Below are 23,192 nucleotides of genomic sequence, written 5' to 3' on the forward strand. Positions count from 1 at the left end.
TGAGGCTGACCCGTTTCCGTGAACGGTTGGGCAGTTAAATTTTAAGCAGGTGGAGTTCCTCCGTTTGGCGTGGTGCTGTGAGTTGTCCACGGCCGGCCGGCGGGTCGCCTATCACGAGCATGACGCTGGCCGGCGGTGGGCAACTCACTCGGCGAGCACGGTCGGTTTTGTTCGCGGTGGATCTGCTCGTAGATGATCGGCGAGCGATAGCCAAGGCTGCTGTGGCGGCGATGCGGGTTATACCAACCTTCGATGAATGAGAAGATCGCGCGGCTGGCTTGCTCGTGGGTTTCGAATCGCGTGCGAGCGAGCAATTCACATTCGAGCGTGGCGAAGAACGACTCGCACATGGCGTTATCAAAGCAGTCGCCCACGGAGCCCATGGATGGGTGCACGCCGGCCTCGCGGCAGCGCCGCCCAAACGCCAGTGAGGTGTATTGGCAACCTTGATCGGAATGGTGAATGACACCCTTGGCGTGGCGTTGCGCCAGCGCCATATCCAAGGCCTTGAGCATCAGCTCCGTGCGCAGGTGGCGACCCATCGCCCAGCCGACGATGCGGCGACTGAATACGTCCAGCACCACGGCCAGATAGAGAAAGCCTGCGCGGGTCGGCACGAAGGTCGCGTCGGCGACCCACAGCCGATTCGGCGCATCGGCGTTGAAGTGCCGTTGCACCAAGTCTGGTGCGGCGCGTGCTCCGGCTTGTCGTTGTGTCGTGGTGATCCATTTGCGTCGGCTCACGCCACGCAGACCCGCGATGCGCATCAGTCGCGCGACCCGTTTGCGGGCGACGTGGATGCCTTGCTCGGCAAGTTCCGCATGAACGCGGGGCATGCCGTAGGTGCCGCGTGAGCCGGCGTAGATAGCACGGATGCGGGCCGACAGATCTGCATCACTGCGAGCATGCGACGATGGTGCTCGTTGGCGCCAGACGTAGAAGCCGCTGGCAGAGACCCCCAGCAGCCGTGCCATCGTCGCAATAGGCCAGGTGGCCTGATTCGCTTTCATGAACTCGAACCCTTGTCGGGCAGCGTTCCGGTCTCCCTCGCGAACCAGGCCGCGGCTTTTGCCAGAATCTCGCGCTCAAGCTTGAGCTGGCGGTTCTCGCGGCGCAGGCGCGAGAGTTCTTCGCGTTCGGTCGAGGTCAATCCGTCGGGCCGTATGCCGGCGTCACGATCGGCCTGGGCAACCCAGCCGTAGATGGTCGGTATGCTCGGACCGAACTCCTTGGCTAGTTCCTCGGGGCGACGCCCGGCATGTACCAGGTCCACGATCTGTTGCCGAAATTCCGGTGCATAGGGCGCTCGGTATTTGGACATGATCCGTACCTCCTCCTTGACAGGATAGATCGTGTCCACGAAAGCGGGTCATCTCCAATCAGCTTGTGAAGCTCCTGGTCGAACATGACGTTGGTGTTTCGACCGCCAGCACTTACAAGATCAAGAAGATCGACTCAGATTACTTCGAGGGTGACTCGCTCTAATCGAGGCTATCCCTCGTAGTCTGCTGTATATCGACGGCATTCCGACGACAACCGATGAATAAAGGGAAGCACCTCCCCGAGTTCGGCCTGCAACCGACCCACGGCAGCAACGTGGGCAGCCTTGATCTGCCCATCCGTGATTTGCGCCGCTGTATACGCGTACATCACCCCTATTGCTGCCAACCCCTCATGCAAGATGTGGAGCGCCGTCTCGCCTGATTCTGCGAGGTGGATCAGGTGATCAGGCCCGGCATTCGTGAAGTCGGGTTCGCCAGATGGTTCCGGAGTAAGTCGCACGAGTCCCGCCATCAAATCCCGCAGTGAGCGACGGATCAGGTCCGGCGTCGCTATCTCGGGCGCGATGGGATGCTTGCCATTCATGGTCAATACTCGCTCGGAAACAGCAGCGTCGTCATGCGCCGATCTGCCTCGGTAATGATCCAGACGTATTTGCCCGCTATGTCGTAGCTCGACAAGATGCGCGCTCCATGCACGACGGCACGGTGATTGGCCCGTGCGTCCTCGGCTGGCACACTGCCCCAATCGCCGTGAGCGTGACGGTCTAGGTACAGGAAAGCGGAGATGCGGTGGCGTTCGAGATGGGCCGCTACGCCGCGCGTCGCAACAACCTGGCCGAGTGCGAATAGCGGCCGGCTCATGAGCGACCGCCAGAGTAGATGCCCCACGCTGACTCGATCAACGTCGCAGGGACATCGCCGGTCTCGAATCCCGGCACGTCTTCTAGCAGTGCCAACAGATGGTCCGTGAACTCGGCCCGCGAGAAATCATTGCCGAACGCGTCTTGGATGGATTCCGCTAGCCCCCGAATCTGCTCGATGGTCAGCGGTGGGAAATCGTTGGGGTGTTTGATGTCGTCCATGCGACGACTATCCCGGCATTCTCTCCGTCAGCACAACGACCCTGCCGGAAATGCGATTGACCTAAATCTCCTCATCACGGCCATTTCTGCTGCGGTGTCAAACGACTGCCTCGCGAAACAGGTGTGTCGAACAATCATCATCTGTTCGGGGTATGCTTCTGACATTTACGCCACGAGCAATCAGAAACCCGACATGCACGAAATCCCGAAACGACTGCCACCAACGCTGCCCGTTCGTCAACGCCTTTTTGCCTTATCCAGAAACATTTGCGCTTATCGTGGCTGCACGAGTGCTCTCATCAATGAAAATGGCAAGTTCGTAGGGCAAATCTGCCATATCGAAGCGGCTTTGCCAGGCGGTGAGCGTTTCAATCCGAACCAATCGAATGAGGATCGACGTTCGTTCGAAAATCTAATGCTCATGTGCTATGAGCACCACATAGAAACAAATGACGAGCATAAATATAAACCTTCAACCCTCCATGAAATGAAGGCCGAGCACGAAAAAAATACAAACCATATCAAGCAAGATATCGATTTGATGGGGAAATTTCTAGACCAAAGTCTTGATCAGGAATTCACCCTACCAATTAATCTAAATCAGCTTGACGTTAGAGGCTGTGAAGAAGACTTCTTTAAACATGCTCCGATACTGCTGAGCAAGATAGCGAGGCTCCCCCAAAAAACCAGAAGTCTCTATGCTCACGCATTTATTCGCGCGATCTCCGGAGACCTATTCTTGTGCTTCTCCCCTTCCCAGCTAGAAATCACATTGAATCAAACAGAATGCGATCTTGCGCCGCACCTGGATATCCTTGAGAGAGAGGGCTTAGCTGTACGCTGGGAAGCTGATGAAGGTGACTGGAGGAATTTGCCGATCCGCGGACCACGATATTATTTAAGCGGACTTGATAGAGAGGACAATGGGATCTTTCTCCTCTATCTGATTCATCAGCGTTTTCGTCACAGCCCTTACACGATCCTGGACTTATTCGAAAATCTAAACTTCCAACTTTTGGAAATTTAGAAATCCAGTGTGTGGCTTGAAGTGCGCTCACACGCATATTACCGCATGGACTCCAAAGCCAATCGCTACCGAAGACGGGGAACTTCACCCCGTCCAAACGAGCCCCCTTCCCTATTCCCTCGGATCAACTTGTTCAATGCCTGATCTTTCAAACTATACGGGCAACCTGCCGAATGCGTTCGCAAGGAGCGTCATTCATGCGCTGGAAGCAGAAGGCTTTACTATCGCCCCCACGACGCGGGGTCCGAATGACCAGCGAAAGACTCTGCGTATCACTTGGCGCGGTGTCCATGTCGGGAATATGCACGAGAACCTCTGGGGGCATAACCCTCCATATGCTTGCTTGTACCGGTTCGAGAAGAATCGCGCCAAGGCTCCTCCAAACTTCGATAAGGTCGAGTTCGCCCTGCGACATGGGTGTGACCCGAGTCTATTGCAGGTCAATAGTGACTACAGCGGTTCATATCTTTGGGTCCAGGACGAAGCGACGTGCCTGCTTCTGATGCAAGACTGGGCGAGAAGGATCGATGAAGAAAATCGGCTTGAATCGGATTGGTCCGAGCCAGAATTGAGAGCGTCCGTCGTCGCGTATCTCGACATGGCACGTCGACTCCGGAACGGGCAACCCGTTGTAAAGAAGCAGGTCTATCGAGACCTCTCCGTGGGAATTGGCCGGTCCGAGAAGTCGTGCGAATACCGGATGCAGAACATCTCTCATGTCTTAGCTCTCATGGGACGGGACTGGATACCCGGCCTTCCACCGGCAAAGAACGTTGGAGTGAGGGTCACTGAGCAGATAGAAACGCTCATCTGCGAACTGGAAGGCCGCCGCGACTCGGCGAGGGCTACCGAAGCAGCTACGGTCGCCAAGCTTCGCAAGACACTGAAGCAACGCCCTGCAGGAAGCAAAACGCCTAAAAGGACCACATCGACCACGACCAGCGTCGTACGAGATCCGCAGGTCAAAGCCTGGGTACTCGAGCGAGCAGATGGGACGTGCGAGGCTTGTGACCAACCGGCTCCGTTTATCGGCGCAGACGGCTTCCCATTTCTGGAGGTCCATCATCTCCGCAGACTTGCGGACGACGGATCCGATACGCCAACGAATGCGGTCGCCGTTTGCCCGAACTGCCATCGACGGCTCCACTTCTCGGAAAATGCTCGTGCATACCGAGAAACGCTCTATGAAAAGGTCGCTGAGCTGGTGCGCGAGTAGAATCTCAAGAATTGGGTGGGCGACCGTTGTATGTCGCCCATGCCAATACGATGAGCCTCGTATCCACCTCGCCCACCTCGAATCCCGGAACATCTTCGAGAAGCATCAGCAATCTTTCGGTGAAATCCGCTCGCGAGAGGCCAGGTCCGAAATTTTCGCAGATTGCCGTAGCCAGATCGCGCATCTGGTCAATGGTCAGCGGCGGTAAATCGTTGAGGTGTTGGGTGTCGTCCATGCGACGACTATCCCTGCAGACCACCGCTCAACACAACACTGTGGACAACTGAAGCGTGGCGATCGCCCCCATTATCACCATTTACTTCCGACGATCAATCTCATCCGATACGGGTCACTAACCCTTGAACGCGAACTTCTCAGCGATGTACTTCGCTGAATTTTCAATGTACGGAAACACCGTACTCTCGTTGATATTGAGCTGATCTAGCTGACCAAGCACCAGCTGCTTGTTCGTCACCGCAATTCTCTGAACTGCAATCTCCGAAGTGCCACGCTCATCCAGCACAGCGTCATGCCCGAACAGCAAGAATGCTCCCGATTGGAATGAGATTCGGTTGTTTGTATGTTTTCCTTTAACGCAAATGACAGATCGCAAGTGACGGGGATCCATCCTACTTTCAAAGAATGGTTTTTCCTCTTTTACGAAATGGAGCAACTGCTTAATCGGTTGCTGCTTATTGAATTTTCGGACATCGTTGCTGCCGTAGTCGATGGAGTCCTTCCTCTCCTGCGGAAGTCGCGTCAAGTTTGCGATGCAACTTGCGGTATCCGAATCGAAGTACTTGATTTGACTCCGCTCCATAGAAAACACGATCACTTCACCATCATTACCGGGATTGCTTTTGCAAGCAAAATACAAGGCAATCAGAGGATTCGATGTGATATCAAGCAAACGTGTAGGCAACGAGTAGTGCTGCATTCGCACGAGCCGATCCAACGTGTACACGTCCCCTTGGAAATCCACTGAATTCGAGACAAGCAGCTCTCTATACATCCGGTCTTCCGAATCACGGTTGATAAAATTCCCGCGCTCGTCCTTGCGAAAGATGGATGGCTCGAGTCGATACTTGGTTCGATTCGAGTGTCCCCGATAAAACACCTCGCGACCACCATGGTCGAGATTCAGCACCTTCTCAATGAACGCACCGACGTTGCCAGCCTGGAGTTCAGGAGCGGAGACTGGGGGTAAGTCTGATTTCTCGATCCTCGAACTATTCGCATTACGTGGGACTAGGCCCGCGCGCGCCAACACATCAAAAAGATCCTCATCCTTGATCGCCCAATGTGTCCGATTTAACTCCCAACTACGAATGTCTAGAGAGGTTTGAAGCGGCTTAATCTGCTCAAAAGGAATGGGCGGAACGAGGGGATCCAAGTCCGGTTCGAGATATAGCGTGCGCTCGCTGTTTCGCAACTTGACCTTCTTCAGACGACCGACTCGCATAGGCTCATCAGTGCCTTCGTAGGCAAACAAACACGGCATTTCCGTTAGTGCTTTCAGCTGTGGAGCCTTCAGTTCCCGCACACTAGCAGAGATATCCTCGCTTGTATATTCAAGAAATCGACTCCGGTCGTACTCGTAACCGGGTCGATCCCAAGCTCCAATTTCAGCTGTTACAAGGAAGTTGAACATGCCACCCGTCGATGTCGTAAATTAAAAACAGCACCTCTCCGTACCGCCCAATTACGTCAAATAAACTGCAACAGATCGTCCAACGCATCCTCACACTCTTTCACACGTGCCGCATTAACCTGAACCTCTTGACCGTATATATCGTAGTAGCCACCGGAAAGTTGAGATAATGGACGGCCAAGATGAGCAGCAACGACCCCTGCCGTATTGAAGTCTCTCAGCGATACGGAATACTGATCACGGAAAGTCGTCACATCACTGACCGAGCCTGCCGGCCGCTGAGTGAAATATGATGGATGATTGCCATACTGAGAAAATAAGGTATCCGCCGTAGCATCTGACAGTGCCTCAAAAGCTGCCGCCGCACCCAAATGCTGGGTAAGTCGGTTCCCCACCACCACGTGAATTTGCGGTATGACAATTCCATGATTATGCGCCTGAGCTGCGAAGGTCCAATTTCCATACACGGGATGAGGAGGAGTCTGACCGTGCAACAGAATGAACATCGCATTTGTAGCAACACGAGAAGAATCATCCGCATTAACAGGGACAATCAAATAATCGACAGTAGAAATCGCGAGCTCAGTGTAAATAGAGAAGCTCGGATTCGTATCAACAAAAACCGTCACATCTTTTGCGCCAGGCTTTGATGCCAATTGCTCAATCAACCGACGGAACACAAGATGAACCCATTGCCAAGGTTGGACAGTAGGCATAAGCGCTGGTGCATTTGCCGCCTGCACAATGGCGGGAGCCATCGGCTCCAGGTTCCCGTCCCCACACAAAAGCATCAGATTGGGAGGGGCAAATACATTTTTCGTGGAGACCTGAACCAAAAAATCATTTGGGTTTGGCATCGGAGCGCCAGCACCTTGCGCAATTACAGTACTGAGATACCCTACAACCGTCTGAGGCACAGCCTGTGTGCCGTAACCTAAAACTGCATTTTCACCAGCAACCCCGCCCCCCAAAAGCATCATGCTCGAGTTAGCCTGAGGACACAGGTCGATAACAAGCACTGTCTCGTCGGGATTTTGCTCGGCATACCGTGTAGCGACATGAAATACAATTGTGCTCTTACCGACACCACCCTTATTATTCCATACTGCAAAACTTTTGATGTTAGCCATTCAATTTCCCCGTTGAGTGCGTCTTTGTTGGATGATATCGCTCACGCAGTGAGTATTCATATCTGCCCGACTATGTTACTCCGACTTCAAGGTCATAGCGCAAGCGAAGCCGAGGCGACCGAAACATTATTCGCTACTCTAGTCGTCTTGCCGAACACGCGATATGTACCACACCGGTTGATACAAACTTACCGGTCGCAAGCACGCCCTACCGCTGCCAGCGATGCCAGCGCTCTAGCATCGAGTCATGCCAGTTTCGATGCCAGCCGCCAAAACCACCCCCTTGCCATCCCCACCCGAACCCCTGTAGAATTACGCGTTCTGCGGGCGTCGTATAATGGCCATTACCTCAGCTTCCCAAGCTGATGACGTGGGTTCGATTCCCATCGCCCGCTCCACCTCGAACCTAACCGGTTGATTTTGTTCCGGTTACGGTCCTGACAGCTCGAATACTCCGCGAGACTACTACAGTGGTGGTCCGTCATGCAGGGTATCTCCTGCCTGTATCGCCGTCCTAGCGGCATCTACGCAGTGCGCCTTGTCGTCCCCAAGCGGTTGCGCGAGTTCGTCGGCAGGACGGAAATACACACGTCTACCGGCGTCCGAAGTCTGGCGGTTGCGAAGACTGAGGCGCTTAGAATCCAGCTTCACTGGCGCACACACTTTCAGGCGATGGACGCGGAAAAACTCAGGAACGAAAGCCCGCTGATTGCTGGCGACGGCATGATTTCAATCACGGCGGCGGCGGACGCTATCGGCATCTCACCCGGCGCACTCGCTGGCGAACTGCTAAATGACCGGGCGCAGGTCTATACGCACGTTCAAGGTCTACGCGGTTGGGCGGTTCCTGACTTGGACGACATCGAGCGCGACTATGGCGGCGGACTCATCCTGAATGACGTGGAAGACAAAGGCGTCGAGGCGACCCATTCCGGTATGGTGCGGTTCCTCGATACGCGCGCCACGCTTGGTCGGTTCGTCATAGGCGAGCGGTCCGTAGAGTCCGTTTTGCTGCACGGCGTGCGCGCCGCCGTCATTCTGGATGACGAGCTGGAAGTGTCGCTGTCCGAGTGCGTCACGACCAAGACCGCCATTGCGAAGGTGCGTGCCCGCCTTGCCTTGTCCGTGCCGCCAGCAAGCCCTGTCGTGCCGACTGCCACGACGACGCCGCCGACGCCGTCAGCAAGCCCTGTCGTGACGCCGAGCATAGCGACGCCCATCATCCACGATCCGATCACCGCACGGCACGGCTCCAAGCGCTTCTCGGAGCTGTTCGAGCTGTATCGGAAAGACCGGGACTGGAGCGTTGGCACGGCGAAACGCAACACGACCGAGGCCGAGCTGTTCGCGGGCCTGATGGGTGATCCAGCGCTAGGCGACATCGAGAAAGAGACCGTGCTGGAATTCGCGCGGCTGCTCGCCCTACTGCCGAGAGACATCTACCAGTCACGGCGCAACTATCGCCGCACGACCGGCGAGACCAAGACCCTCCACGAGCTGATAGAGCTTGCCAAGCGCGACGGGCTGAAACGCAAGAACGAGGATACCGTGAAGCGCCACGTCGGGCACCTGAGCGAGATTCTTGGCTACGGCGTCAAGGCGGGCATGATGCGCTTCAATCCGGCGGCAGACTACAAGCGTGGGCGCAGTGCGGGTGCGGGTTCGCGTCCGCAGGACGACCGGCAGACGTTTGCGCCTGACGAGCTGGACCGCATCTTTTCACAGGACTGGTTCGAGCGTGGTGCGGGAACCGTCAGGGCGAACGGCTTCACGCACTGGCGACCGCACTACTACTGGTTGCCGCTGCTGGGCCTGTTGACCGGTGGGCGTATCAATGAGCTGTCGCAGCTCTACCTAGACGACATACGGCAGTCTGAAGCCGGGGTGTGGTATCTGGATTTCAACCTCGACGGCGACAAGGTAGAGGACGTGCCCGACAAGTCGCTGAAGACGGTCAACGCCGAACGAGTCGTGCCGATACATGCAGAGCTGGTGCGTCTCGGCTTGCCCGAGTATGTCGAGCGGCTAAGGCGGGCGGGCCACACCCGCCTGTTCCCAGAGCTGAAGCGTGACCCGGTGAAGGGCTACGGCAAGCCCGCTGGATCGTGGTTCAACGAGCGCTTTCTCGGCAACAGGCTCGGCATCGAGCGCAACGGGATGAAGACGTTCCACTCGTTCCGGCATACGTTCATTACAGCGCTTGAACGGCTTGAGCTGCCTGAACGCGTGATGACGCAATTGGCCGGGCATGAGCGCGGCAAGACGCAGAGCGGGAAACGCTATGCGAAAGACCGCGACGCCGACGAGCTGGCAGAAATTTTTGCCCGGTTGCACTTCCCGGCACTCACTGGCGTAGCGCCGTTCAGGATTGACGATGCTCTGGCCGCCATCAAGTGCGCAGCGCGTCAGAAGGTGGCGGCGGGCCGACGCGAACGGCGTTGATTTGCGCCCCGCTGGTCTGCCCCTATTTGTTGACTTATACTCTCAAGCCGCATTCGAATCGCTGTCGGTAACACCTAGCATTCGCCGCACTTGCGGCACAAATCGGGGAAATAAAAATGAATATCAAAAGAATCGCCGCGCTGTCCCTTGCCTCATTCGCGCTGAGCGCCTGTATGACTATTGGACATAAGTTCGACCCTGAAGCGGTGGACTCCATGCGTCCGGGTATTACCACGATTCAAGACGCGGAGACAGCACTCGGCAAGCCCGCGTCGTCGTCAGCGGTAGTGAATGGCGGCACATTGCTGCAATGGATTTACACGCAGGGCTCTGTGGTCGGCGCTTCGTCGGCACACGTCGCCGTGCTGTTCGACAAGGACGGCAAGATGGTGCGCGTCACGCATCGGAGCCAGATGTAATCAAGCATAGCGCCGCGCTGTCGGGTTCGTCCGGTCCGGGTGCTCTCTATAAGGTTTTCCGAAAACTGCCGCCAGTTGAAACACGGTATCCCTTCGAGGTCGGCTGATTTTTCTAGGGGTTCTTACCGTTTCGTGCATGCCGCTTTTTGTTGCGTGGCGGCAGTGCTTCGTCTCACTTTTTGCAGCGGGGCGTGCGCGCTGGATCAAGTGTAGCGGCAGCTTGAACGGTCAAGGGCACGCTCAATCCGCGTGCTCCCTCTGGTTGTCTATCCACACGTAGAACAGGAGAATAAATGAAAAAGCTGCTTTCGGTGGTTGTAATCGCTGCGACTCTATCGCTTGCTGGCTGTGCAGATTTGCAGCCCTCACCAGAACAAATGGCGGCTGCCGACTATGGCAACCAACCAAGCGCGACTGAAGCTACCTCCCTCGTGCAAGCATACCTCCAAGACACTCTGATTGATCCCAATTCGCTTATCTTAAGGGGGCCGACGAAGTTAGAACGCGGCTGGATGAAAGCCAACGGAAGAACCGAGTTTGGGTATCTTGCATATTTCGGAGTTAATGCGAAAAACCGGATGGGCGGTTATACGGGATCTATCCCGAAGGCGTTCTTTATCAAGAATGGCAGCATTCTCGCAACCTACACTGTCTATACAGACGGCCTGCGCCCCGATCTCTAATGCAGGCGTGAAGAAACCTTGTCTGTGAGCAATGTGTATATGGTTTACAGTTATTAGGCTTGGCGAACGGTCTCTAGGCCCGACAAGGGTTTGGTGGACTTGAGGCCGTTTTTTTCGCCCGTGTTTTTGCGCAACCCGGTCAAACCTTCAGGCGGCGCAAGGCATACTCGACTGCGCGCTGAAGATCGTTGTCCGCTTGCAGGTGACTGCTCTCGCTTCGTTGTTTCCGCCACTTATCGCGCTGTCCAACCGACCGGAAGCTGTGCAAGCCGCGTGCTGGTGTAGCGTCCTTCAAGCGCCTGTTGATCGTGATCGCAGTGAGCTTGAACCGGTCGCCTTTGGCTTGCGTCTCGGGATCTATCGGAGTGCGGAACCGGAAGAAGGGCGCGAGGTTCGTGAATCGGTATCCATCAAGGTCCGCCAGCTTGACTAAGCCGGTGCTCTTGAGTGCATCGCCTTGCAATGTAACCTCGACGCGTGCGCGCCACTCGTTCGGCGGAAGCGGTTGGCCGCTATCCGTGCGTTTCCAATAGCACTGCCATGACACGTCATCCCATTCGTTGCCTTCACGGTAGTTTTGCAGGGGGTCTAGACGCTCTCCATGCACATCCATGAAGCGATTTTTTCGGATCGCAGGATCGAACTGGCGGGGTTTGCTTCCGTCGGTCAACAGACTCGATTGCAAGCGATAGGTCATTGCGATTGTCGATACGTCTCGCTCTACCTCTCCGGTGTGCGAGAAGTCACACGCGACCTCGATTGCTGCGATTTCCGGGTCGTGGGCGAGCGGATACCGTGCCGAGAATTCCGCGAGCGCCTTGCTTAGTGCCGCGTAGTTGTTCGCCAGACGGTCGGTAACGCGCACCACGAACGTATCCGCCACGCCGCCGGGGCCGGGGTCGATAGGGTCTACGTAGAGCTTCCCCGCACCCGTTGCATCGAGCGCTGATTGGACGTGCTGGAACTGGGTTGGACGTGAAGTGCGAAGCCTCACGTCCAGCCAGTCCACACAAGCCTTTCGTCGGAAGTGTCGAAGATCGGCCATGATGCTACGTGCGCGCGACCAGAGCCGGAGCTTTCGGGATTTTCTGATGTCGCCAGTTGATGGCATCGTCAAATTCCACAACGAACCCTTTCGGCGCTTGCTTCGCGACCGCGAGCGTGGTCGAGGCGTGGACGGCCCTGATAAATGCCTTGATCGCACTGCTTGCATACACCGGACGCCATGCACGCCCGTCGTAGTGCTTCGCAGCGGGCGTCAGCACATGACCGCACACATCGGTTTTGCCCTTGCGCATATCGGCGAGTGCGTCATCCCACGACCGCATCGCACCGAGGAAGTCGCGCAGGATCAAGGCGGTTTCGCCCGCCGGATAGATGGTTTCCTTGACCTTCATGCTTGCCCCCTTATGCCGTAGCTCGTTTGCAGGCGTCAACGGCTGCCGACAGTTCTTCCAAGACGGCCACTGCTTCCGCCACTTCGATCCGGTAGACCATCAGAGGGTCATCGGTGATTAGCTGGACATATGGCTTCCCAGCCTCGTCCACCTGCGGGTGGATACCGGACACCTTCAGCTTCCTGCCGGTCGTGCTGCCACCCTTCTCGCCGATGCCATACGCGCGCATGACTTCAGCCGCGCGCCCCGTGAGCGTGACGCTGCCGAGTTGCCGTTGCTTCTCGAACTCGACAAACCGGGCAAGTTCGTCCACGTCATAGTGAGCGGCCTTGAAGCCCACTACCGTTTGGAATGGGATGCGATACGGGACACGCCTCGTTTGACTGCGATTATTGGTCAGCCAGCGTTGCCAATATCCAACCGACTCCCCCGGCAGGGCCTCATTCAACCATTCGGCTGCCGCCTTGCTGCTCAAAAGTTCCACGTCCTGCTCCTTCTCAATTTTCGATGGAGTCATTCTACATGCCATTCAAAAACCATTCAACTTATGAGTTGTGTAAGTTCGTTTTGGGTTATACTGGCCTCACATTAAACGTTCGTCTCGTCGTGAGGCCACTTGCAGGAGGATGGAATGGCACAAGGTCGGTTTGTCGCGTATTACCGGGTTAGCACGGCACGTCAGGGTGCGTCCGGTTTGGGTCTCGACGCACAGCGCGAAGCGGTTGCCCGCTACCTAAATGGCGGCGATTGGGAACTGGTGGGCGAGTTCACCGAGACAGAGACCGGCAAGGGTGCGAACGCTCTGGAGAAGCGTCCGCAGCTTCGTGCCGCGCTGGAGCTGTGCAAGCGTCGTGGTGCGACGCTCATCATCGCCAAGCTGGACCGTCTGGCCCGTAACGTGCATTTCGTGTCTGGCCTGCTGGAAACCGGATGCGACTTCGTAGCCGCCGACATGCCGCAAGCGAACAAGGTCATGATCCAGATGCACGCGGTCATGGCAGAGTGGGAACGCGATCAGATCAGCAAGCGGACGAAGGACGCTCTGGCGGCAGCAAAGGCGCGTGGCGTGAAGCTCGGAACGGCAGGGGCCGCGAACCTCAAACCGAACGTAGAGGCCCGCCAACGCGCCGCCGACGCCTTCGCGGGCAAACTGACAGGCATGGTGGCAGGGTTCCGGGCGCGGAACCTCTCTCAGCGTGACATGGTGGCCGAGCTGAATACTCTCGGCATCAAGACGGCGAACGGCGGTCAATGGCATCGAGGCCAGCTCTGTCGACTGCTCGAACGGATCGACGCGGCGAAGATGCGGCAACAGGTCGACGCCAGCGCAGCGCCGACGGTCTGATATACTCCGCGCTACATTTGTTGGTTCCAGCGGGCGATGTTGCCCGCTTGTTGTTTCTTTCTAATCAATGCTTTGCGTAGTGTTCGAAGCGAGGGTTTGATTCCCATCGCCCGCTCCACGTTCTCCGGCTGCAAAACAGCCTGCGCATAAGCCGCCTCGTCGAAGGCGGCTTTTTTGTACCATGTGCCGGTTCACCCGGCGCACTGCTGCGCGCAACGGGCCCGCGCCCCGAACCGAGCCTTTCTCTGTCACCGATGATGCACGACGATCCGAACGAAGCCGGCCTGCCGCCGGATGACGCCGCCCTTCCCGACGAAGCCGCCGACGGCGCCGACGAAGTCAATCCGCTGCACCGCCGCCGCATCCGCAGCTTCGTGACGCGCGCCGGCCGCGTGTCGACCGGCCAGCGCCGCGCGCTCGACGATCTCGGCCCGCGCTTCGTCGTCCCGTACGCGGCTGAAATCCCCGACTGGGACGCCGTGTTCGGCCGCAGCGCACCGCGCATCCTGGAGATCGGCTTCGGGATGGGTGCGTCGACCGCGGAAATCGCCGCGCACCGCCCGGGCGACGACTTCCTCGGCGTCGAGGTGCACGAGCCTGGCGTCGGCGCGCTGCTGAAGCTGATCGGCGAACAAGACCTGCCGAACATCCGGATCATCCAGCACGACGCGGTCGAAGTGCTCGAGCACATGCTCGCGCCGGAAAGCCTCGACGGCGTGCACATCTTCTTCCCGGATCCGTGGCACAAGGCGCGTCACCACAAGCGCCGGCTGATCCAGCCGCCGCTCGTCGCGCACCTCGCGTCGCGCCTGAAACCCGGCGCGTACCTGCATTGCGCGACCGACTGGCAGAACTACGCGGAACAGATGCTGGAAGTGCTCGGCGCCGAACCGACGCTCGAAAACACGGCCGCCGACTACGCGCCGCGCCCCGACTACCGCCCCGTCACGAAGTTCGAACGGCGCGGGCTGCGGCTCGGCCACGGCGTGTGGGACCTGGTGTTCCGCAAGCGCGCAGCCTGAACCCGTTCGCTACGGCGCGCTGCATGCTGCGCGCCGCGCAATGGACAACGGCCCGACCGGCATCTGCCGATCGGGCCGTTTTTCCATTGGAAGCACCCTCGCCTCCGCGCCGGCATCACGCCCAGTTCAGCCACCCGCTGTAACCCACCAGCAGCACGAACAAGCCGAATGCGATCCGGTACCACGCGAACACGGTGAAGTCGTGCGTCGCGACATAGCGCAACAGCCAGCGCACGCACACGAACGCGCTGACGAACGCGGCAACGAGCCCGAGCACGAACAGGCCGAGTGAATCGACCGTGAACGCCTGCCAGTCCTTGACGGTTTCATACAGCGTCGCGCCGAAGATGATCGGAATCGCGAGGAAAAACGAGAATTCGGTCGCGACGCGCCGGTCGAGGCCGAACAGCATCCCGCCGATGATCGTCGAGCCCGAGCGCGACATGCCGGGCACCAGCGCGAAGCATTGCGCGAGGCCGACCTTCAGCGCGTCGAGCGGCGTGAGCGCATCGACCGACTGCACGCGCGGCGGCTCGGTGCGTTCGCGCTGCCGCGCCTCGGCCCACAGGATGATCGCGCCGCCGACGACGAGCGCGAACGCGACCGGCACCGGCGAGAACAGCACGGCCTTGATCTTCTTCTCGAACAGCAGGCCGAGCGCAATCGCGGGAATCGTCGCGATCACGACATTCAGCGTGAAGCGTCGCGCGTCGGGCCGGCTCGGCAGACCGGACACGATGGACACGATCCGCTGCCGGTATTCCCAGCACACGGCGAGAATCGCGCCGAACTGGATCACGACGTCGAAGGTCTTCGCGTGCGCATCGTTGAAATTCAGGAAGCTGCCCGCGACGATCAGGTGGCCGGTGCTCGACACCGGGAGGAATTCCGTCAGCCCCTCGACGACGCCGAGGATCAATGCCTTGCAGATCAGGATCCAGTCCATCCGTGGCCCAACTCCGAAGTAGTCGAAAGAAAGGGCCGCGTCACCGCGCGCGGCCCGCCCGGCCGCGCGCGATGTGCCGTCACTTTTCGACGATCGCCACGCGTATGCCGTTTGTAAGAATCGTAATTGTACCGGGTTCGTAGTTCACCCCGGCAAATTGCAGCTGTTCGGGCTTGAACGTGTAGATCGGATAGTTGGTCAGCGCCTGGGTCGCCAGCAGGCCGGCGGCCGCGCTGATCTGCTGCGCGTACATCTGCGCGTCCCCGTCGAGCACGAGGCTGTCGACGGCCGGCGCCTTCAGCACGACCGAGCGGCTCGGCGCGTCGTACGCGAGCTGGCCCGACACGGTGAACTTGCCGCTCACCGGCGCGCGCAGGAACGGGCTCGCGAAATGCGCGTCGAGCTGCACGGCAACGCGGTTCTGGTCGGGCAGCAGATTGACGGCCGGATTCGCGAGCGACACGTCGACGACCTGCGCGACCGTCTTCTGGTATGGAAACTTGCGCGCGACGGCTTTCTGCACGTCGCCGCGCGAGAACGTGTAGTGATCGGGAATGAACGGGAACGTCGACGCGCAGGCGGCGAGCGATACCGACACGCCGATGGCGCCGACGCACACGGCGAGGAAACGGCGCCGGCCGGGCGTGCAAGATGCGGTCATGCTGGACAATCTCCTGTATCGGGCGAAGCGGCAGTCGGGCGATCGGCGCCGCCCCACGTGGTGCCGCGGACCGCAGTTAGTGCGGTGGTGCGGGCCGCCGGTTCCATGCGCGGGCCGCTGGACGGCAGCGCGATGACGCGTTACCGGGCGGCGGCGCCAGGCGACGGCTGCGTCGCAACCTCGAGGCGCGTCAGCCACGCGAGCGCGTCGTCGCGCGACGCCCCGCACATCTCGGCGGACGGTTGCAGCCCGGAGCAGCACGCCGGCCGCTCGGGCCGGCCGAAGATCCGGCACCGCAAGTCATCGCCGAGCTGCACGCAGCGCACGCCGGCCGGCTTGCCGTCGGGCATCCCCGGAATCGGCGAGGAAATCGACGGCGCGATGCAGCATGCGCCGCACCCTTCGCGGCACGCATGCGGCGGCGGAACATCGGCGGACGCCGGACGGACAGGGATTTCGACGGACACTCGGCTCTCTCGACAAACAACCCAAAAAACGGTGCGGCAACCGGACGCGGCGCGCGGCAGCCCACTGCGCATTGTGCCACCGCCGGCTGCGACGTTATTACACAATGCAGCCGAAACGGGCATTCATATACTCGAAAGCATCTAAAAAGCGCGAGACCATCATGAATTCCGGTTCTGCCGACATACTGTTCCGTCCCGATTTGCTCGCGAAGTATGGCGCGAACGGGCCGCGCTATACGTCCTACCCCACCGCGCTGCAGTTCCGCGACGATTTCGATCCGGCCGACTACGTGCGCGCCGCCGGCGATCCCGGCGCATCGTCGAGCGATCTGTCGCTGTACTTCCACATCCCGTTCTGCAACACGGCCTGCTTCTATTGCGGCTGCAACAAGATCGCGACCAACAACCACCGCCGCGCGCGCCCGTATCTCGCGCAACTGAAGCGCGAGCTCGCGCTGCAGGCCGCACGGTTCGATCCCTCGCGCCCGGTCACGCAGCTGCACTGGGGCGGCGGCACGCCGACCTTCCTGTCCGACGCCGAAACGGCCGAGCTGATGGCGGCGACCCGCGAGTATTTCCTGCTCGCGCCGGACGCGGACGCCGAGTTCTCGATCGAGATCGACCCGCGCACGGTCACGCCGGCGACGCTCGTGCACCTGCGCAACATCGGCTTCAACCGGCTGAGTCTCGGCGTGCAGGATTTCGATCCGGTCGTGCAGCAGGCCATCAACCGGATCCAGCCGCTCGCGATGACGGCCGATCTGCTGTCCGCCGCGCGCACGACGGGCTTCCATTCGGTCAGCGTCGACCTGATCTACGGGCTGCCGCACCAGACGGTCGCCGTGTTCGCGCGCACGCTCGAGACGATCATCGAGCTCGCGCCGGACCGCCTGTCGGTGTTCGGCTACGCGCACATGCCGCACCTGTTCAAGATGCAGCGGCAGATCGACACGGCGACGCTGCCGCCGCCCGAAACGCGCATCGCGCTGCTCGGCCTCGCGATCGACATGCTGACGTCGGCCGGCTATGTGTACATCGGGATGGATCACTTCGCGCGGCCGTCCGACGAACTCGTGCGCGCGCAACGCAACGGCACGCTGCAGCGCAATTTCCAGGGCTACAGCACGCGCGCGGATACCGACCTGATCGGCTTCGGCGTGTCGTCGATCGGCAAGGTCGGCGACGTCTATGCGCAGAACGCGAAGGATCTGCCGGCCTATGGCGCCGCGCTCGACGCGGGCCGGCTGCCGATCGCGCGCGGCGTGCGGCTCACGGCAGACGACCGGCTGCGCCGCGACGTGATCACGCAGCTGATGTGCAACCTCGACTTGCCGTTCTCCCATATCGAGGCCGCGCACGGGATCCGCTTCACCGATCATTTCGCGCGCGAGCTCGATGCGCTGCGCGGGTTCGAGCAGGACGGGCTGCTGACCGTCGCCGGCGACCGCCTGACGATCCATCCGGCCGGCCGGATGGTCGTGCGCAACATCGCGATGGCGTTCGACGCGTACCTCGGCCGGACGCCGCATCAGCGCTACTCGCGCACCGTCTGACGCCGCGCGGCCGCAGGCGGGCGCCGGTTTGATAAAGTAGCGGGCTCAACGCCCCCGCAAGAATCCGCACGATGCGCACCACCAAAGCAACCCACGCGGTCGAACGCCTGAAGACCCGTTCCGGCAACCCGCAGTTCGCGGCCGTCGCGATGGCCGGCGGCCTGTTCTATCTGGTCGACCGCTCGGGCGGCACCGCCGAGAAGCGCTGCGAGCCGCTGCCGCTCGACGCGTTCGTCAAGTTCGTCGACGAATTCGGCCCCAAAAAGCCGCGCAAGGCGAGCAAGCTCGACCTCGCATTCGAGGCGCAGATCAAGAAGAGCAAGGGGTAAAGGTCTGTTGCAGGCCGTCTGAAGGCTTCGCCGCCGCCCCGTTTGGTACAATCACGAAGTTTCTCTATCCCCGCTGATGGCCGACCTGGCTGCGTGACCACACCATGAATATCGAAAACGCGCGTTTCAACATGATCGAACAACAGATCCGGCCGTGGGACGTGCTGGATCTGGACGTCCTGGGCCTGCTGTCGATCGTCAAGCGTGAAAACTACGTGTCGCCCGAACACCGCGATCTCGCGTTCGCCGACCTCGAGCTGCCGCTGCCCGGCGGCCGCAGCAAGATGCTGTTCCCGCGCGTCGAAGCGCGCGTGCTGCAAGAGCTGGCAGTCAAGAAGCACGAGACCGTGCTCCTGGTCGGCGCCGGCTCCGGCTATCTGGCCGCGCTGTTCGCGCATCGCGCACAACACGTGACGGCCGTCGAGATCGATCCGGCCATCGCGAAGTTCGCGGCGGACAACCTGCGCAACGACGGCGTGACGAACGTGGAAGTGGCGCTCGGCGACGGCTCGCTCGGCTGGCCCGACAAGGCGCCGTACGACGTGATCTGCGTCGCGGGCGGCCTGCCGGTCGTGCCGCAGCAGCTGCTCGAACAGCTGAAGATCGGCGGCCGCCTGTCGGCGTTCGTCGGCGGCCGTCCGGTGATGAAGGCGCAGATCATCACGCGCATCGACGACAAGCAGTACCGTGTCGCCGACGTGTTCGAAACCTACGTCGACCATCTCGTCAACGCGATCGAGCCGTCGCGTTTCAAGTTCTGAGCGGCGGCCCCATGCAGATCCTGACACCCGCGATGCTCGCGCAATGGTTGGGCGATCCGGCGCGTCCCGCGCCGGTCGTGCTCGACGTGCGCGAACCCTGGGAAATCTCGACCGCACAGATCGCCGGCAGCGTGTCGATCCCGATGCAGCAGATCCCCGCGCGCAGCGAGGAACTCGACGACGAAGCGGAAATCGTCTGCGTGTGCCATCACGGGATGCGCAGCGCGCAGGTCGCGATGTTCCTCGAATCGCGCGGCTTCACGAAGCTGTACAACCTGCAGGGTGGCATCGACGCGTGGTCGCGCGACGTCGATCCGTCCGTGCCGCGTTACTGAGTGCGCGACCTGCCCGGCGGCGCATCGCGCGCCGCCACGCCGGGCGGCTCATTTCCGCCACTCTCGCCGGTCTCACCGGTCTCCGCCGAACGGGCGCGCTTTGCGCGCCCGTTTCCGTTTCTGCCGCCGCGTTTCACCCGCTTCCGCTGACTTCGGTGCGCCGGCGAACGCGCCGTGCACCATTTGCGCCCGCGCCATTGCACCGCGACGGATCGCGCATGCTGCACGACGCGTCATGCGCACCGGCCCCGCCCCCTAGGTGATCCCGGCCAGGCACGCCCGGCGTGCATCCGCGCGACTGGCACATGCCTTGCGTTACTCCGATGCCGGCGCCGTCACGGCGCACGCCCATCCAATACGTCAAGGGGAACCCGATGAAACGTCGCAGTCTGCTGAAGTTCGGTTCGATGGCCGGTGCGCTCGCGCTGGCGGGCAGGAGTCCGTTCGCGCAAGCGGCCGAGGCGGGCACGGGCCCGATCAAGGTCGGCATCCTGCATTCGCTGTCGGGCACGATGGCGATCTCCGAAACGTCGCTGAAGGACACGGCGCTGATGACGATCGCCGACATCAACAAGAGCGGCGGCGTGATGGGCCGCAAGCTCGAGCCGGTGGTCGTCGATCCCGCGTCGAACTGGCCGCTGTTCGCGGAGAAGGCGCGCCAGCTGCTCACGCAGGACAAGGTCGCGTGCGTGTTCGGCTGCTGGACGTCGGTGTCGCGCAAGTCGGTGCTGCCGGTGTTCGAGGAACTGAACGGCCTGCTCTACTACCCGGTGCAGTACGAAGGCGAGGAAATGTCGCGCAACGTGTTCTACACGGGCGCCGCGCCGAACCAGCAGGCAATTCCGGCCGTCGAGTACCTGATGGGCGCGGAAGGCGGCGGCGCGAAGCGCTTCTTCCTGCTCGGCACCGACTATGTGTATCCGCGCACGACCAACAAGATCCTGCGTGCATTCCTGAAATCGAAGGGCGTGAAGGACGCCGACATTCAGGAAGTCTACACGCCGTTCGGCCACAGCGATTACCAGACGATCGTCGCGAACATCAAGAACTTCTCGCAAGGCGGCAAGACGACCGTGATCTCGACCATCAACGGCGATTCGAACGTGCCGTTCTACAAGGAGCTCGGCAACCAGGGGATCAAGGCGACCGACGTGCCGGTGGTCGCCTTCTCAGTGGGCGAGGAAGAATTGCGCGGGATCGACACGAAGCCGCTCGTCGGCCATCTCGCCGCATGGAACTACTTCATGTCGGTGAAGAACCCGACCAACACGAAGTTCAAGGACCAGTTCGCCGCGTGGGTGAAGGCGAACAACCTGCCGGGCGGCGCGAAGCGCGTGACCAACGACCCGATGGAGGCCACCTATGTGGGCATCCACATGTGGAAGCAGGCCGTCGAGAAGGCGAAGAGCACCGACGTCGACAAGGTGCGCGTCGCGATGATCGGCCAGACGGTTGCCGCGCCGTCGGGCTTCACGCTCGCGATGGACGGCAATCATCACCTGCACAAGCCGGTGATGATCGGCGAGATTCGCGGCGACGGACAGTTCAACGTCGTGTGGAAGACGAAGACCGCGGTGCGCGCGCAGCCGTGGAGCCCGTTCATCGCGGGCAACCAGGGCAAGCCGGACATCGTCAGCTCGATTCCGGCGTTCCTGCGCCGGCAGCGCGCCGCGCTCGTCTGATGCGAGGCGAGGCGCCGCGCACCGGCGTGGCGCTTCGCTTGCAGGCGCAGGGGCGCGCAGACCGGTACTCGGCATAACGAACCGTACGCGCCCACGCACGGCCCCGCGCATTCGCCTTTCCACGTCCGACAGGATCTCCCGATGCCCACACGCTTTCGCCGCGCTGTCGTCACGGTCGTCGCCAGTGCCGCGCTGGCGGTCGCGCTGCCGCATGCCGCATTCGCGCTGACGGCCGCCGACACCGCCGCGCTCGCCGGCGACGACTTCGACGCGAAGACGGCCGCGATCGAACGACTCACCGCCGATACCGAGCCGCGCGCCGTCGCGCTGCTCAACGCGCTGTCGACCGGCGACGCGCTCGCGACCGGCGACGGCCGCCTGCTGATCCAGACCGGCGACACCGCGCACGACGCGCTCACGCAGGCCGCGACGCCGGCCGGCGACGCACAGCCCGTGATGTTGAACAACCTGCTGCGCACGAAGATCGCCGGCGCGCTGTCGGGTCTCGCACTCGCGTCGCCGGACCTCGCCGCGCGTCGCGACGCGATCGACGCGCTGCTGAAGTCGCCCGACCCGGCACTCAAGCCGATGATCGATCGCGCACGCGCGAAGGAAACCGATCCGGCGTTGAAGCGCCGCCTCGATGCACTGTGGGCGATCGCCGCGCTGCACGATGCCGATCCGGCGAAACGTCTCGAAGCGGTCCAGGTCGTCGCCGCGCGCCTCGATCTCGACATGATCGAGCAGTTGCGCCCGCTCGTCGCCAGGAACGCCGACGGCGGCAACACGGAACCCGACGCGCGCGTGCGTGCAGCCGCGCAGCAAGGGCTCGATGCACTGCACACGCTGCAGCGCCGCGGCGAGATCGCGGGCACCGTGTTCGCGGGCCTGTCGCTCGGCAGCGTGCTGCTGCTCGCGGCGCTCGGCCTCGCGATCACGTACGGGCTGATCGGCGTGATCAACATGGCGCACGGCGAATTCCTGATGATCGGTGCGTACGCAACCTATGTCGTGCAGACGCTGATCCAGCGCTTTGCCCCGGCTGCGTTCGACTGGTACCCGCTCGTCGCGGTGCCGGTGTCGTTCGCGGCGGCCGCGCTCGTCGGCATCGTGCTCGAACGGCTCGTGCTGCGGCACCTGTACGGCCGTCCGCTCGAGACGCTGCTCGCGACCTTCGGCGTGAGCCTGATCCTGATCCAGGCGACCCGCATGCTGTTCGGCGCGCAGAACGTGCAGGTCGTGAACCCTTCGTGGATGAGCGGCGGCGTGACCGTGATGCAGAACCTGATCCTGCCGTACAACCGGCTCGCGATCCTCGCGTTCGCGCTCGCGGTCGTGTTCGTCGCGTGGAGCGTGCTGACGAAGACGCGGCTCGGCCTGTTCGTGCGTGCGGTCACGCAGAACCGCCGGATGGCCGCGTGCGTCGGCGTGAAAACCGCGCGCGTCGACGCGTATGCGTTCGCGTTCGGCGCGGGCATCGCGGGGCTCGGCGGCTGCGCGCTGTCGCAGATCGGCAACGTGGGGCCTGACCTCGGGCAAAACTACATCATCGATTCGTTCATGGCGGTCGTGCTCGGTGGCGTCGGCCAGATCGCCGGCACCGTGCTCGGCGGTTTCGGGCTCGGCCTCGTCAGCAAGGCAATCGAGCCGTTCTGGGGCGCCGTGCTCGCGAAGATCGCGGTGCTGGTGATGATCGTGCTGTTCATCCAGAAACGTCCGCAGGGCATGTTCGCCCCGAAGGGACGCAGCGCGGAGGCCTGA

The 23,192-nt window shown here is 61.0% G+C and carries 26 protein-coding genes and 1 tRNA gene; 14 read left to right on the forward strand and 13 right to left on the reverse strand.

Translation table 11 applies throughout. From position 1 onward, the window contains the following. Positions 1–41: 41 nt before the first annotated feature. From ACTJKF_RS29625 to ACTJKF_RS29640, 4 genes are all read right to left on the reverse strand, one after another. Positions 42–1,321, reverse strand: a protein-coding gene (locus ACTJKF_RS29625; RefSeq protein WP_440623614.1) for an IS3 family transposase whose coding sequence is annotated in 2 segments (ribosomal slippage) — positions 42–1,063 and positions 1,063–1,321 — 1,281 coding nt in all. Because the reading frame shifts where the segments join, the coding sequence is not laid out codon by codon here. A gap of 170 nt (positions 1,322–1,491) precedes the next feature. After that, a complete protein-coding gene (locus ACTJKF_RS29630; protein WP_085546503.1) occupies positions 1,492–1,866 on the reverse strand; it encodes a hypothetical protein in 375 nt (124 codons plus the stop codon). 2 nt (positions 1,867–1,868) lie between these two features. Then, complete coding sequence (locus ACTJKF_RS29635; RefSeq protein ID WP_440628517.1) at positions 1,869–2,144, reverse strand: hypothetical protein; 276 nt, start codon at positions 2,142–2,144, stop codon at positions 1,869–1,871. Beyond that, the gene (locus tag ACTJKF_RS29640) at positions 2,141–2,365 is read right to left on the reverse strand and encodes a hypothetical protein (protein ID WP_440628518.1); all 225 of its coding nucleotides are present in this window, start codon (positions 2,363–2,365) and stop codon (positions 2,141–2,143) included. Before ACTJKF_RS29640 ends, ACTJKF_RS29635 begins: the two co-directional genes overlap by 4 nt. Between ACTJKF_RS29640 and ACTJKF_RS29645 the strand changes: the two genes are divergently transcribed. Together ACTJKF_RS29645 and ACTJKF_RS29650 are read left to right on the forward strand one after the other, a co-directional pair. Beyond that, complete coding sequence (locus ACTJKF_RS29645) at positions 2,364–3,392, forward strand: hypothetical protein (RefSeq protein WP_440628519.1); 1,029 nt, start codon at positions 2,364–2,366, stop codon at positions 3,390–3,392. The genes ACTJKF_RS29640 and ACTJKF_RS29645 overlap by 2 nt on opposite strands. Positions 3,393–3,528: 136 nt before the next feature. Continuing rightward, positions 3,529–4,608, forward strand: a complete 1,080-nt coding sequence (locus ACTJKF_RS29650; RefSeq protein WP_440628520.1) for an HNH endonuclease — start codon at positions 3,529–3,531, stop codon at positions 4,606–4,608. 4 nt (positions 4,609–4,612) lie between these two features. Here ACTJKF_RS29650 and ACTJKF_RS29655 read toward each other — a convergent pair whose 3' ends face one another. The 3 genes from ACTJKF_RS29655 to ACTJKF_RS29665 all read right to left on the reverse strand — a co-directional run bounded on the left by ACTJKF_RS29655 (position 4,613) and on the right by ACTJKF_RS29665 (position 7,389). Next, on the reverse strand, positions 4,613–4,843 hold the full coding sequence (locus ACTJKF_RS29655; protein ID WP_440628521.1) for a hypothetical protein: 231 nt from the start codon (positions 4,841–4,843) through the stop codon (positions 4,613–4,615). A 117-nt stretch (positions 4,844–4,960) separates the two neighbouring features. Continuing rightward, the gene (locus tag ACTJKF_RS29660) at positions 4,961–6,259 is read right to left on the reverse strand and encodes an FRG domain-containing protein (protein ID WP_440628523.1); all 1,299 of its coding nucleotides are present in this window, start codon (positions 6,257–6,259) and stop codon (positions 4,961–4,963) included. 56 nt (positions 6,260–6,315) lie between these two features. After that, positions 6,316–7,389, reverse strand: a complete 1,074-nt coding sequence (locus ACTJKF_RS29665) for a ParA family protein (RefSeq protein ID WP_440628524.1) — start codon at positions 7,387–7,389, stop codon at positions 6,316–6,318. A 323-nt stretch (positions 7,390–7,712) separates the two neighbouring features. Between ACTJKF_RS29665 and ACTJKF_RS29670 the strand changes: the two genes are divergently transcribed. The 4 genes from ACTJKF_RS29670 to ACTJKF_RS29685 all read left to right on the forward strand — a co-directional run bounded on the left by ACTJKF_RS29670 (position 7,713) and on the right by ACTJKF_RS29685 (position 10,933). Beyond that, a tRNA-Gly gene (locus tag ACTJKF_RS29670) sits at positions 7,713–7,787 on the forward strand. 85 nt (positions 7,788–7,872) lie between these two features. Further along, positions 7,873–9,831: a site-specific integrase gene (locus ACTJKF_RS29675; RefSeq protein ID WP_301789662.1), complete on the forward strand. Its 1,959-nt coding sequence runs from the start codon at positions 7,873–7,875 to the stop codon at positions 9,829–9,831. A 116-nt stretch (positions 9,832–9,947) separates the two neighbouring features. Continuing rightward, entirely contained in the window at positions 9,948–10,250 is a 303-nt protein-coding gene (locus tag ACTJKF_RS29680; protein WP_301789663.1) for a hypothetical protein, read from the forward strand. Positions 10,251–10,543: 293 nt separating this feature from the next. Then, complete coding sequence (locus ACTJKF_RS29685; protein ID WP_301789664.1) at positions 10,544–10,933, forward strand: hypothetical protein; 390 nt, start codon at positions 10,544–10,546, stop codon at positions 10,931–10,933. Between the two features lie 139 nt (positions 10,934–11,072). Here ACTJKF_RS29685 and ACTJKF_RS29690 read toward each other — a convergent pair whose 3' ends face one another. The 3 genes from ACTJKF_RS29690 to ACTJKF_RS29700 are packed head-to-tail and all read right to left on the reverse strand — an operon-like array spanning position 11,073 to position 12,814. Then, a complete protein-coding gene (locus ACTJKF_RS29690) occupies positions 11,073–11,942 on the reverse strand; it encodes a hypothetical protein (protein WP_301789665.1) in 870 nt (289 codons plus the stop codon). 40 nt (positions 11,943–11,982) lie between these two features. Next, complete coding sequence (locus ACTJKF_RS29695) at positions 11,983–12,330, reverse strand: hypothetical protein (protein ID WP_440628527.1); 348 nt, start codon at positions 12,328–12,330, stop codon at positions 11,983–11,985. A 10-nt stretch (positions 12,331–12,340) separates the two neighbouring features. Further along, positions 12,341–12,814 carry a hypothetical protein gene (locus tag ACTJKF_RS29700; protein WP_301789667.1) on the reverse strand — a complete coding sequence of 158 codons (474 nt, stop codon included), beginning with the start codon at positions 12,812–12,814 and terminating at the stop codon, positions 12,341–12,343. Positions 12,815–12,961: 147 nt separating this feature from the next. On the opposite strand from ACTJKF_RS29700, the gene ACTJKF_RS29705 reads away from it, so the two are divergent. Continuing rightward, entirely contained in the window at positions 12,962–13,675 is a 714-nt protein-coding gene (locus ACTJKF_RS29705; RefSeq protein ID WP_440628529.1) for a recombinase family protein, read from the forward strand. A gap of 254 nt (positions 13,676–13,929) precedes the next feature. After that, positions 13,930–14,697 (forward strand): tRNA (guanosine(46)-N7)-methyltransferase TrmB, encoded by a 768-nt coding sequence (gene trmB / locus ACTJKF_RS29710; RefSeq protein WP_440628531.1) that lies wholly within the window; start codon positions 13,930–13,932, stop codon positions 14,695–14,697. A gap of 115 nt (positions 14,698–14,812) precedes the next feature. Here trmB and ACTJKF_RS29715 read toward each other — a convergent pair whose 3' ends face one another. The 3 genes from ACTJKF_RS29715 to ACTJKF_RS29725 all read right to left on the reverse strand — a co-directional run bounded on the left by ACTJKF_RS29715 (position 14,813) and on the right by ACTJKF_RS29725 (position 16,771). Next, positions 14,813–15,643 (reverse strand): undecaprenyl-diphosphate phosphatase, encoded by an 831-nt coding sequence (locus tag ACTJKF_RS29715; protein ID WP_440628533.1) that lies wholly within the window; start codon positions 15,641–15,643, stop codon positions 14,813–14,815. 79 nt (positions 15,644–15,722) lie between these two features. Beyond that, positions 15,723–16,304: a DUF1439 domain-containing protein gene (locus tag ACTJKF_RS29720; RefSeq protein ID WP_440628535.1), complete on the reverse strand. Its 582-nt coding sequence runs from the start codon at positions 16,302–16,304 to the stop codon at positions 15,723–15,725. A gap of 140 nt (positions 16,305–16,444) precedes the next feature. After that, positions 16,445–16,771 carry a YkgJ family cysteine cluster protein gene (locus ACTJKF_RS29725; protein WP_440628537.1) on the reverse strand — a complete coding sequence of 109 codons (327 nt, stop codon included), beginning with the start codon at positions 16,769–16,771 and terminating at the stop codon, positions 16,445–16,447. A 161-nt stretch (positions 16,772–16,932) separates the two neighbouring features. On the opposite strand from ACTJKF_RS29725, the gene hemN reads away from it, so the two are divergent. The 6 genes from hemN (at position 16,933) to urtB (ending at position 23,192) form a co-directional block, all read left to right on the forward strand. After that, on the forward strand, positions 16,933–18,324 hold the full coding sequence (gene hemN / locus ACTJKF_RS29730) for an oxygen-independent coproporphyrinogen III oxidase (protein WP_440628539.1): 1,392 nt from the start codon (positions 16,933–16,935) through the stop codon (positions 18,322–18,324). Positions 18,325–18,395: 71 nt separating this feature from the next. After that, complete coding sequence (locus ACTJKF_RS29735) at positions 18,396–18,653, forward strand: hypothetical protein (RefSeq protein WP_425131268.1); 258 nt, start codon at positions 18,396–18,398, stop codon at positions 18,651–18,653. 104 nt (positions 18,654–18,757) lie between these two features. Next, on the forward strand, positions 18,758–19,414 hold the full coding sequence (locus tag ACTJKF_RS29740) for a protein-L-isoaspartate O-methyltransferase family protein (RefSeq protein ID WP_440628541.1): 657 nt from the start codon (positions 18,758–18,760) through the stop codon (positions 19,412–19,414). Positions 19,415–19,425: 11 nt separating this feature from the next. Further along, a complete protein-coding gene (locus ACTJKF_RS29745; protein WP_440628543.1) occupies positions 19,426–19,749 on the forward strand; it encodes a rhodanese-like domain-containing protein in 324 nt (107 codons plus the stop codon). 374 nt (positions 19,750–20,123) lie between these two features. Beyond that, a complete protein-coding gene (gene urtA, locus ACTJKF_RS29750) occupies positions 20,124–21,431 on the forward strand; it encodes an urea ABC transporter substrate-binding protein (RefSeq protein WP_440628545.1) in 1,308 nt (435 codons plus the stop codon). 141 nt (positions 21,432–21,572) lie between these two features. After that, positions 21,573–23,192, forward strand: coding sequence for an urea ABC transporter permease subunit UrtB (gene urtB / locus ACTJKF_RS29755; RefSeq protein WP_440628547.1), 1,620 nt, complete (start codon positions 21,573–21,575; stop codon positions 23,190–23,192).

It is taken from the genome of Burkholderia sp. 22313 (genome assembly GCF_052045245.1).
GTDB lineage: Bacteria > Pseudomonadota > Gammaproteobacteria > Burkholderiales > Burkholderiaceae > Burkholderia.